General features: G+C 64.2%; 12 protein-coding genes and 2 pseudogenes. 6 read left to right on the forward strand and 8 right to left on the reverse strand.

Going from position 1 to position 10,053, the window contains the following annotated elements; genetic code table 11:
* The 3 genes from ACWDKQ_RS33455 to ACWDKQ_RS33465 form a co-directional block, all read right to left on the reverse strand.
* The coding region (locus ACWDKQ_RS33455; protein WP_450142767.1) for a hypothetical protein at positions 1-214 on the reverse strand (214 nt) is incomplete at its 3' end.
* Entirely contained in the window at positions 186-1,445 is a 1,260-nt protein-coding gene (locus tag ACWDKQ_RS33460) for a bifunctional 3,4-dihydroxy-2-butanone-4-phosphate synthase/GTP cyclohydrolase II (RefSeq protein WP_450142768.1), read from the reverse strand. The genes ACWDKQ_RS33455 and ACWDKQ_RS33460, both read right to left, overlap by 29 nt.
* Positions 1,446-1,687: 242 nt before the next feature.
* Positions 1,688-3,046 carry an MFS transporter gene (locus ACWDKQ_RS33465; RefSeq protein WP_450142769.1) on the reverse strand — a complete coding sequence of 453 codons (1,359 nt, stop codon included), beginning with the start codon at positions 3,044-3,046 and terminating at the stop codon, positions 1,688-1,690.
* A gap of 708 nt (positions 3,047-3,754) precedes the next feature.
* Here ACWDKQ_RS33465 and ACWDKQ_RS33470 point away from each other — a divergent pair.
* The 5 genes from ACWDKQ_RS33470 (at position 3,755) to ACWDKQ_RS33490 (ending at position 7,129) form a co-directional block, all read left to right on the forward strand.
* Positions 3,755-4,282, forward strand: coding sequence for a diguanylate cyclase domain-containing protein (locus ACWDKQ_RS33470; RefSeq protein ID WP_450142770.1), 528 nt, complete (start codon positions 3,755-3,757; stop codon positions 4,280-4,282).
* Positions 4,283-4,602: 320 nt separating this feature from the next.
* Positions 4,603-4,944: a LytTR family DNA-binding domain-containing protein gene (locus tag ACWDKQ_RS33475; protein WP_450142771.1), complete on the forward strand. Its 342-nt coding sequence runs from the start codon at positions 4,603-4,605 to the stop codon at positions 4,942-4,944.
* 315 nt (positions 4,945-5,259) lie between these two features.
* Positions 5,260-5,733, forward strand: coding sequence for a hypothetical protein (locus ACWDKQ_RS33480; protein WP_450142772.1), 474 nt, complete (start codon positions 5,260-5,262; stop codon positions 5,731-5,733).
* A 413-nt stretch (positions 5,734-6,146) separates the two neighbouring features.
* Positions 6,147-6,821, forward strand: a complete 675-nt coding sequence (locus ACWDKQ_RS33485; RefSeq protein WP_450142773.1) for a Crp/Fnr family transcriptional regulator — start codon at positions 6,147-6,149, stop codon at positions 6,819-6,821.
* Between the two features lie 128 nt (positions 6,822-6,949).
* Positions 6,950-7,129, forward strand: coding sequence for a hypothetical protein (locus ACWDKQ_RS33490; RefSeq protein ID WP_450142774.1), 180 nt, complete (start codon positions 6,950-6,952; stop codon positions 7,127-7,129).
* 416 nt (positions 7,130-7,545) lie between these two features.
* Here the strand turns inward: ACWDKQ_RS33490 and ACWDKQ_RS33495 are convergent, their stop codons facing one another.
* On the reverse strand, positions 7,546-7,770 hold the full coding sequence (locus tag ACWDKQ_RS33495) for a hypothetical protein (protein ID WP_450142778.1): 225 nt from the start codon (positions 7,768-7,770) through the stop codon (positions 7,546-7,548).
* An 83-nt stretch (positions 7,771-7,853) separates the two neighbouring features.
* Between ACWDKQ_RS33495 and ACWDKQ_RS33500 the strand changes: the two genes are divergently transcribed.
* Complete coding sequence (locus ACWDKQ_RS33500) at positions 7,854-8,135, forward strand: transposase (RefSeq protein WP_450142776.1); 282 nt, start codon at positions 7,854-7,856, stop codon at positions 8,133-8,135.
* Between the two features lie 243 nt (positions 8,136-8,378).
* On the opposite strand, the gene ACWDKQ_RS33505 is transcribed toward ACWDKQ_RS33500, so the two are convergent.
* The 4 genes and pseudogenes from ACWDKQ_RS33505 to ACWDKQ_RS33520 form a co-directional block, all read right to left on the reverse strand.
* The gene (locus tag ACWDKQ_RS33505; RefSeq protein WP_450142777.1) at positions 8,379-8,633 is read right to left on the reverse strand and encodes a MoaD/ThiS family protein; all 255 of its coding nucleotides are present in this window, start codon (positions 8,631-8,633) and stop codon (positions 8,379-8,381) included.
* 137 nt (positions 8,634-8,770) lie between these two features.
* Positions 8,771-8,896, reverse strand: a pseudogene (locus ACWDKQ_RS33510) (GTP 3',8-cyclase MoaA); the annotation flags it as partial.
* 262 nt (positions 8,897-9,158) lie between these two features.
* Positions 9,159-9,544 (reverse strand): annotated as a pseudogene (locus tag ACWDKQ_RS33515) (radical SAM protein); the annotation flags it as partial.
* Positions 9,545-9,756: 212 nt separating this feature from the next.
* Positions 9,757-10,053 (reverse strand): transketolase-like TK C-terminal-containing protein (locus ACWDKQ_RS33520; RefSeq protein ID WP_450142775.1); only part of this gene is annotated, 297 nt, incomplete at its 5' end.

The raw sequence follows: 10,053 nt of genomic DNA on the forward strand, positions 1-10,053 counted from the left end.
CGCAGTTCCCGACGCCCACGATCGCCACCCGCACCGCTCGACGATCTCCGCCCATGGCAGGGCCCTCCTTCTTGCTCATCTGTCGTGTCCTTGCACTCCTGCAAGTGATTCCAGCGTTCTCCTGCCGCCACGCGTTCACCCAGCTAGCTAGCGTGACTGCGTTCGTCCTCAGGTTCCGGGCGAACTCAGCCACCGACTTCCCGGTCTCGATCACCGTCTGCACCCCAGCTTGGCTCCGAAAGGTCGGAATCTAGGTGGATATCATGTCCAAGCCGTCGACGCTTGGTGCGCAGGTATCCGAGATTGCGGGCGGTGGGGGGTGTATTGATCGGGACCCTTCCGGAGATTGTAAGACTATGTCCCTTTAGCCCAGTATACTTTTTGGGGTTATTGGTCATGAGCATTGCGCTCCGCACACCGAGGTCTACGAGAATCTGCGCACCCACACCGTACTCTCGACTGTCGATTGGCAGGCCGAGCGCAATATTGGCATCCACGGTATCCAGTCCGCCGTCCTGCAGCTGGTACGCACGCAACTTGTGAGCGAGTCCGATCCCCCTCCCCTCGTGTCCACGCAGGTAGACTAGGACACCTCGGCCCTCTTCGGCGATAGTCTGCAGCGCTAATTGGAGTTGTGCGCCGCAGTCGCAACGTTCCGACCCCACGACATCGCCAGTCAGACATTCACTGTGAACGCGAACGAGCACGTCCCGCCCGTCACCAATTTCGCCACGGACCAATGCCAAGTGCTCCGTGCCGTCGATGACATAGCGATACGCAACACCATGGAAGTCGCCCCAGCTAGTAGGGATCTTTGCTTCACCGGCCCGCTCGATTATATGATCAGAAATGCGTCGATGCTTGAGGAGATTCGTGATCGACACGATCGGTATATTATGTTCGGAAGCGAACGCGCGGATATCAGTGCGCCCCATCATTTTCCGGCGGTCGCTTGAGACCAGCTCGCAGAGAAGTGCAGCTGGCTCGATACCCGCCATTTTGCACAAATCGACACTTGCCTCGGTATGACCAGCTCTCTTGAATACGCCGCCTTCTACGGCGAGCAATGGAAGAATGTGGCCCGGCCGAGCCAAGTCGCCGGGCAATACGTTGGGATCGGCCAACGCCCGGGCGGTCGCGGCGCGGTCATATGCACTGATTCCCGTCGTGGTTCCTCTGGTGTAATCAACACTGACCAGGAAAGCTGTTCCGTGTTTCTCCGTATTCTCCTCAACCATCGCCGGCAGTCGTAGTCGATCGGCGATCTCCTGCGTGATTGCCACGCAAAGGAGGCCGGATGTATAACGAAGGAAAAATGCAACAGATTCCGTCGAAGAAAATTGCGCACCCATGACAAGGTCCCCCTCGTTCTCGCGATCTTCGTCGTCGAGAACGATGACCGGGCGACCATCACGTAGTGCCTCGAGAGCACGCTCCACGCTCATCCTGAACACCGTACCTTCTTGTTATATCCGTCCGTATCACAATGGATCAAACGTTGTTGTATGGACCATCGCCGTGCCCAGCAGACAGCGACATCAGTGAGGCCAACAAACCATCGCTCGCCCACCCTCCCATTTGAGCCTCGTAAAAGGATGAGCTCACCCCCGGCGGACCCGCGTCTACCCTAACCTGACTCGTGATGGTGTCGCTGGGCAGTAAAGTTCTCTACCGCGTGGCCAGTCCACTATCCCTTGTTGGGTGCGAGTTCGCTACGAGATCGAGTGCCAAACGAACGCATCGCGAGTGCGCCGACCACGGGGCCGGGTGCGAGAACTAGGAAGGCGAACTGCCAACCTACAGAATCAGCAACTTCCGGAATGAGCTGAATACTTACGACTGTTACAAGGAATCCGATAGCCGTCTGCGCTGTAAGTGCAGTACCAACGAACCGAGGGTCCGCAGTCTCGCTCAACGCCGTGGAGAAGACGCCGGAGTCCGCAATAACCGACGCGCCCCATACGGTGCACAAAACCAGCACCACCACGGGGCCGAAGGTGAACATGAGCGGCGAAAGAAGGCAGCACATCCCGCTGACCAACAGCGCCGCCACTGCGGATGGAGCCCGACCGAACCTGTCGGCTCCCCAACCGCCAATGAGGCACCCGATCGCCCCTGCAAGCCCCATGGTGAGGAAGGCGACAACCCCAGGTGAGAGGAAAAACGAAGACATGGCCGGAATATTCATGAGAAAAATCGGCAGCCAGGTCCAAAGTGCATACAATTCCCACATATGGCCGAAGTATCCGATATTAGAGAGGCGGGGTCTGTGCTCCCGGAACATCGTCAAGACATAACGCGGGCTTGGGGTCGAGGCTGCTTCCTTGAGGAGCGGCCCAGGCCGGATGAGGGTAACTGAGATAACCGCGCCAACGATGCCGAGCGCTGAAGCAACGAGCAGCACGGTCCGCCAAGGCAGCGACTCGAGGCCGCTGATTAGGTGGGGCAGATTCGACCCAAAGGTCAACGCGCCAAGGAGGACGCCAAGCCAAAGACCCCGGCCGGCCGTAGAGGCCCACGACACCATGAGTTTCATGCCGACTGGGTAGACTCCAGCGAGGAACACGCCCGTGAGGAACCGTAGCGGAATGGCGCCGACCATGCTGCTCACCGACAAAGAGAGCAGGATGGTACAAACCGCGGCCGCTGCGGCGCTGGCCGCGAGGAGAAGGTGCGGGGGAACTCGATCCGCCAAGTTGAAGATCGCCGAACCAACGGCACCCACAACGAACCCCACTTGCACGGCCCCAGTCAGCCACACTGCGGCGGTCGAACTGATACCCCACTCGGCCCGCAAGGCTGGCACCACGGCCGAGACCGAAAACCACACGGCCAGGCCGAGGACTTGAACTAGCGCCGTTGCGATACGTTGGCTGCGTCCAGAGTGGACGTTTTGCGCGTGTTGGCTGCGTCCAGAGTGGACGTTTTGCTGGTGTCTGCCTCGCTGCTTGCGAGCGCTCACTGCCGCCACAGGTGCGACCGATCTCGGCTGCCGCGAGGTCGGATCGTCGTCAGCGGTAGGGATGGGCTGATTCTGTCCATCCATGGGACTCTCCAACCGTCGCCGGGTGATCTGCGTCTAGCTATGACGCCGGAAGATAATAGACGAACAGGTACGTCCACAAGTACGTCCACAACCGTAGGTGTTGCTGAGTCTGAGTGTCTGCCTGGCAGCGATGGGCAAACCTTGAGCGAGTTGGGTTCGGGCTTCTGATGCCGCAGGCCGTGCCGTTCTTCCGGCTGGTCGCATAAGTGGGCCACCGCGGCGGCGACGTATCGCCGCTGCCGTCGCCGATCCAGCGAGGCCACCAACTACATCGTGCGACTCGGCGAGCCCAGCCAGCACAGCGGCAGTCTCCAGCAGTAGATCAGCAGCCTTAGAAAAGCTACAACGCTGGCGCCGGTAGCTCGCCGAGGCCCTGGCTAGTCCCGGTGAGACTGGCCAGCGTTCGGCGGTCGGGCCGAGCGGGACCGATGAGGCGCGAGGCGCGGTCACGGCCAGCGAGTCGTCCGGTCCGAATAGGTATGGTCTCAGTAATTTTCTCATCGTGGGTTTTGCCTGCGTTTGGCAGTCTGTGTCGACCGCGCGGCGATGTAGTTGGGGCTGACCGAAGCACCAGTTAGGGACGCCGGGGCCGAGGACGGATCGGTGGACGAGCCGGTCACGTGTAACCAGACGCCAGTGCTGCTCCCGCAGCGCGGTCGCGGTGCAGCTAGGGGCATCGCCCCGTTGCAGGCGAAGGAGCTAGTCGTGATGAGTACGGCCGTGTTGGTGGCAACTAGGGCGGCCACCACCCCGACGATCTGCTGCCTGCTGGCACTGAGGTGGGGCGCCCAGCTGCGGCGCCTGTTGTACCTCGATCCACTCAACGGGCTCGGCAACCGGGCGGCGCTGCATCGGGAGTTTCGGCGCACCCTCACTGGGCCCGGGCGTTGTGTGGGTGTGGTGATGCTGGATTTGGACGCGTTCAAGTCGATCAACGACATGTATGGCCACCGCTTTGGGGACCTGGTGCTCACCGAGGTGGCTTGCTTGCTGCGGCGGCATGCCCTGCCCGGTCAGGTGCCGGTGCGCTTAGCCAGGGACGAGTTCGCGATCTGGCTGGGCGGTGTTCCCGACACCCTGCGACACGGGCGTGCTCTCGAGGCCGAGGCGCATAGGCTGGCCGCCGTATTTGACGAGCCGATACACATTGCCGAGCAGCAGGTGACGGTGCCGGCCAGCGCTGGTGTCGGAATCGCGTCTGCGCATCGAGCTCGACGAGCTGCTAGAGCTGGCTGACCGGGCGATGTATCGCAGCAAGGCCCGCCGGCGCTGGCCCGTCGGCAATAGGGCATCGGCCCTCCAGTAGAGGACCGAACTCTCGACCGCGTGAAAACGGTGGCTTTCGTCGAGGCTCGGTCGGTCGAAATCCCCGACTGACAGGTCGCCAACCGGCACTTCTATGCCGCCTCGTAGTCCTCGTCGTCACATGGTGGTGCGGAACTTCTGCCTACCCAAAACACCGGGAGCCGATGAGCATGGACACACGCCAGCGGGTATCAGTACCTAGACAGAATCAGACAATTGAGTGGCCTCGACGACAACATTATAGGGACGCAATGGGGTCGACGCGACGTCTTGTCGGGATCAACGAGCACCGTCGGGTTATTTTTGCTGTCGAGGAGGTAGCGCTGGCCGAGGCTGCGGGAAGGATCGTTTGGCTAAGGACTGATCTCGGGCGCTTCCGGTGTGCGACAGACGGCATCGACAAGCTTGACGATCAATTATCGGGATGTGGATTCATGCGCATCCACCGAAGCTATATGGTGAATTTGAGTCGCGTCCGAGAAGTGGAGTGGAAAGGCGGAGGGGAACTCGCTCTTAGCGTTGACGGTGTCAGCGGAATGGTTCCGGTATCCCGCCGGCGGGCGAAATTCTTCATAGCAGCTCTTGGTCTCTAGTGTGATGGGTCGCTAATTCGTCCACAGTATGAGACAAGGGTATCGAGGAGGTTGTCGGCGGTCTTGGTCCAGACGAACGGTCGCGGTTGACGTTCTAGTAGTTGGTCCAGCGGCGCACGTCGATTTCCCTGATGTCCGGGTGAGCACTACCAGCCGCAGAAATGTCAGCGTGAGCACACCGAGATTCTGCCTGCCGTCGAGCTGGCCGGGCCCTCGGGAAAGGCCCGCATTTTGGTTGGCGCGGGCGCGTGCCGCCTACGCATAACCGGCGCACTCTAACCCATCAGTTCGCCGAACTCTCAGTTTGGAGGAGTCATGACTGCAACACCGATCTCGGTCCCAACCCCACCGCTCGGTAGGGGAGTACTCGATGGTGGATGGCGGACGCCGGTTCTGAACGTTGATCCCGAGTTTGCTGAGGTTTTCGGCGCAACGCTGTGGCCGGTGCCGATGCTGCCGTGTCTTGATACCCCGCACCTGAGCAAGGTGCTTGCCGTCGCACTTCCCCGTGTCATGGGAAAACATGTGCTCAGGCACGAGGGCGACAACTATCTGTTCATTGACGATCAGAATAACCAGGCGCGTTTCGTGATCGTCTGGACGGGGCGGCGCACGGAGACTTGGTCGGCACAGATTGGACCCCACCGGTTGGCGGGTGACGTCCGGCTGGTGCTGGAGTCATGGAATCGGGGCGGCCGCCAGCTGAGCGATTGGGTTCTGCCGCCGGAGGTCGCCGCTCAATTGTCGACGGCCGAGGTGGTGGGTGAGCCAACAGCTGATTTGCCGTGACTGTGCCCGGCCGGATGTCCGGCAGCACTACAGCCTGCAGCGCGGCGGTGACGTCGACCCTGTGCCGATGCAGCGCGTGCGGTACTGGTGCGAGTCCGCTCCCGACCGTGGCTACGGGCTGTCCGCAGCACAACGCACCCCCATGCTCGCCAACTGGAAGCGCCGTGATGTGGTGCCGACTGACTTGCGGATACCTGAGGCAGGAGTGCCTGCCCGGGCTTTGGCGTGCGCACGCAAGGCACTCCACATCGCCACCCGTGCCCGAGCCCAGGCGCTGAGCACGGCGCGGAGTGGCGCCATGCCGTCGCAGTCGCCCCTGGCGATTCCTGGGGCTGGTCGAGCCGCACGGCCTTCAGGCCTGATTCAAGGCATACGAGGCCTCCGTTCACTGTCTGGAACAGGAAAAGAGTGCAATGGACAAAGCGTTGGCCCGTGCGGGCATGTTTCAGGGTGTTGAGCCGGTCGCGGCGGAGGCACTGATCCAGTCGCTGGAACCGTCGGAGTTCCCGCGAGGGCACGTGATTTTCGCCGAGGGCGAGCCGGGTGACCGGCTCTACATCATTCAGTCCGGCAAGGTCAAGCTCGGGCGCAAGTACCCGGACGGCAGGGAGAACCTGCTGGCGATCATGGGGCCGTCGGACATGTTCGGCGAGCTGTCCATTTTCGACCCAGGGCCGCGGACGTCGACGGCGACCACGGTCACCGAGGTGCGCGCGCTGAGCATGGACCGCGCGGCGCTGTGGCAGTGGATCGCCACACGCCCGGAGACCGCCGAGCAGCTGCTGCGGGTGGTGGCGCGCCGCCTGCGCCGCACCAACGGCATGCTGGCGGACCTGCTCTTAACCGACGTGCCCGGCCGGGTCGCCAAGGCGTTGCTGCAGCTCGCGCAGCGGTTCGGCAGCCAGGAAGCGGGCCTGCTGCGGGTCACCCACGATCTGACGCAGGAAGAGATCGCGCAGTACGTCGGCGCCTCGCGGGAGACCGTGAACAAGGCGCTGGCCGACTTCGCGCACCGCGGCTGGCTGCGGCTCGAAGGCAAGAGCGTGCTCATCCTCGATCCGGAGCGACTGGCCCGACGTGCCCGCTGACGGGCTCCGTAGCGCGACCACCGCGAGGCCGAACACGAGGCCAAGCTGTTCGCCGCCGAGATGTGTGCCGATGACCGCGCTGTTGACGGTGCCGATGACGAGGGGATGAAGGTGCCCCGTCGGCGGGGGTGGAGGCTCTCGCGGTCGCGGCACCGGACTGGCTGTCCGGGGCGATCGATGTGCCGGCGCGGGGAAAGCGGTATGCCGCGCGGGTGGATTCCTGGCGACTGCCCACCTCCGAAGCCAAACGCCGGGATCTGGCGCTGGCCTACGGCACCGACGGGTACACGCTGCTGGGTGCGGTGTAGTCCCCGAACGCCCCTGGCTGGCTGCGTGAGTTGCCTGCCGTGGACGTGCTGCGGGTGGTGCTGCTGCAGAACTACACCCGCACGATCACCGGCAACGGACGGGAGGTGATCACACGGCAGGAGGCGGACACGGACGGTCTCCCGCCCGGAAGATGGAGCCTGACCTCGCCGTATGACACCGATGCCCGGTGGGGCGGCAAACGCGACACCTTCTGCAACGGCTACAAAGTGCACGTCAGCGAGACCTGCGAACGCCCCAGCACCCAGCCGGCCGATGCCACCGTGCCACGACTCAACCTGATCACGAACGTGGCGACCACGGACGCGAGTGTCCCGGACGTGGCCATGACCGAACCGATCCACCAGGCGCTGGATCGTCGCGGCCTGCTGCCCGGCGAGCACTATCCGGACTCCGGCTACCCCTCGGCCGAGCTGATGGGCGGATCACTGGCCGATTTCGGTATCACGTTGATCACTCCCGTGCTGGCCGACCACTCGCCCAGGCCATGGCCGGTGCCGGGTTCGACCGGGCCGCGTTCACCATCGATTTCGACCGCGAGCAGGCCACCTGCCCCCCAAGGCCAGACCAGCTCCACCTGGAACCCGGCCACCCAGCGCGGCGCCGACACGATCGTGATCACTTTCGCGACCGCCACCTGCGGGCCCTGTCCAGTCCGCGAGCAGTGCACCACCTCCCGGACCCGGCGCCGTCAGCTCACCGTGTATCCGACGGGCCGTCCACGAGGCTCAACGCGCCGCCCGCACCGACCAGGAAACCAAGGACTGGCAAGCCAAATACGCGCTGCGGGCCGGTGTCGAGGGCACCATCCGCCAAGGCATCGCGGTCACCGACCTACGCCACACCCGTTACCGCGGCCTGGCCAAAACCCACCTCGTTACGGTCGCTCTCAATCTCATCCGACTGGATGCCTGGTGGAACGGCCATCCTCTCGACCGAACCCGCATCAGCCATCTCACCCGCCTCGAACTCGCCCTCGCAGCATGATCAGAAATTAGCCAGCAGGGTAGGGATCCGCCTCAAAACCCCAACCGAGTTCATCCAGCACGCGACCGACGTCGGTGCTCTCATACCAGAACCAGGCTGCTAGGCGTGTTATTGATCTTCACGGCCTTGCGGCTAGCTCCATTGAACGCGCGCGAGCCGTAGAGTTCGAGACACAGGCGGTGTTAGGCGGAGTCGTCACGGTGCCGATCCGTCCGTCAGCTTTCGACTTGTGCACCCACCCCATCACCGCGCACGTGTTGGCGGAGGCGGAGCCCTGCGAACGTTCCGGTCCAGAGACGACTGTCCACGGGCTTTGCCATCCCCGGCGACGGGCGGCAACACGTCGAACTCGGCGCCGTCGGCGACCTCGACGGACCGGTCCCGCACGGCGACGCCGTTGAGCAGGAAGCTGCACGCGGGGATGACCTTCGCGAGCTGCTCGCCGTGGCGGCCGAGCACCGCGTCGATGACGTCCGACGCCGACGTGCTCGTGCACAGCGGTCATCCCTTAATCCTCCGATGGCGCTCATGGGGCGCGAGGGCTGGGTGAACCCGTCGCCGTCGACACCGGGTCTCGCGGCCTTGGCCCACATCGTCTCCTGCCACAACAGCACCAGCTCCGCGTCGTCGGCCCCGGCCCGCATCGGCCCGCGCAGGTCGGTCTCGATGGTCGAGAACAGGCACGACCGCAGCTGGCCGTCGGCGGTCAGCCAGGTCCGGTCGCAGGCCGCGCAGAACGGGCGGGTCACCGAACCGATCACCCACCGTCGCCGGGCCGCAGTCGACCTGCCACCGCTCCGCCGGATCCGAGCCGCGCTCGGCGGTGTACGGGGCCAGCGTGAACTCCGTGCCCAGCATCTGCAGGATCTCGTTCGCGGTGACCATCTGGCTCCGGTCCCAGCCGTGCTGCGGGGCCAGCGGCATCTGCTCGATGAACCGCAGGTGGTAGTCGTGCTCGATGCAGTACCGCAGCAGTTCGCAGGCCTCGTGCTCGTCGAGCCCGCGCATCAGCACCGTGTTGACCTTGACCGGCTCCAGCCCGGCGGCCTTGGCCGCCGCCAGCCCCGCCAGCACGTCGTCGAACCGGTCGCGGCGGGCCAATTCCCGGAACACGCCGGGGTCCAGCGTGTCCAGCGAGACGTTGACCCGGTTCAGCCCGCCGCGCCGCAGGTCGGCGGCGTAGCAGCCGAGGTTGATCCCGTTGGTGGTCAACGACGTCCGAGGACGGCTGGGGAGCTGCGCGGTCGCGGACACGATGTCAACGAGGTCGTGGCGCGGCAGCGGCTCACCCCGGTGAACCGCACGTTGGTGACCCCGAGGGTTTCCACCGCGATCCGGATCAACCGGACCATCTCCTCGGTGTCGAGCAACTCGGCCCGCTTCAGCCACGGCAGGCCCTCGGTGGGCATGCAGTACGTGCAGCGCAGATTGCACTTGTCGATCAGCGACACCCACAGGTCCGTGGCGACGCGTCCGAAGCGGTCCACCAAGGTAGGGGGTGTCGGGGCGAGTCGACATGTCGGTCGTGTGGGGCACGACCGGGATTCTCAGGTCCACCGCGGCCACGTGCCGCCCCCTTCCCGGCGTTGACCTTCTTCGGCCTATCGCCCGGCGGGTCAGATCACCGCGCGGCGATCACGCTCCTCCGTGCCGCCGCCACCACGGCGTCGACGGTGATGCCGAACTCCTTGAACAGGATCTTGTAGTCCGCGGAGGCGCCGAAGTGCTCGATCGAGACGATCTCGCCGTGGTCGCGGGCGAAGCGGTACCACGGCTGGGCGATGCCGGCCTCGACGATCACGCGGGCGCGGACGCCCTTGGGCAGCACCTGCTCGCGGTAGGCCTCGTCCTGCGCGTCGAACCACTCGACGCAAGGCATCGACACCACGCGGGTGGCAATACCGTCGGCCTCCAGGAT

The sequence above is a fragment of the Saccharopolyspora sp. NPDC000995 genome (genome assembly GCF_053599315.1).

Coding starts and splice junctions, on each gene's coding strand:
- ACWDKQ_RS33460 (WP_450142768.1), bottom strand. CDS start 1,445: ATGAGCGTGGAGCGTGCTCTCGAGGCACTACGTGATGGTCGCCCGGTC.
- ACWDKQ_RS33465 (WP_450142769.1), bottom strand. CDS start 3,046: ATGGATGGACAGAATCAGCCCATCCCTACCGCTGACGACGATCCGACC.
- ACWDKQ_RS33470 (WP_450142770.1), top strand. CDS start 3,755: ATGAGTACGGCCGTGTTGGTGGCAACTAGGGCGGCCACCACCCCGACG.
- ACWDKQ_RS33475 (WP_450142771.1), top strand. CDS start 4,603: ATGGGGTCGACGCGACGTCTTGTCGGGATCAACGAGCACCGTCGGGTT.
- ACWDKQ_RS33480 (WP_450142772.1), top strand. CDS start 5,260: ATGACTGCAACACCGATCTCGGTCCCAACCCCACCGCTCGGTAGGGGA.
- ACWDKQ_RS33485 (WP_450142773.1), top strand. CDS start 6,147: ATGGACAAAGCGTTGGCCCGTGCGGGCATGTTTCAGGGTGTTGAGCCG.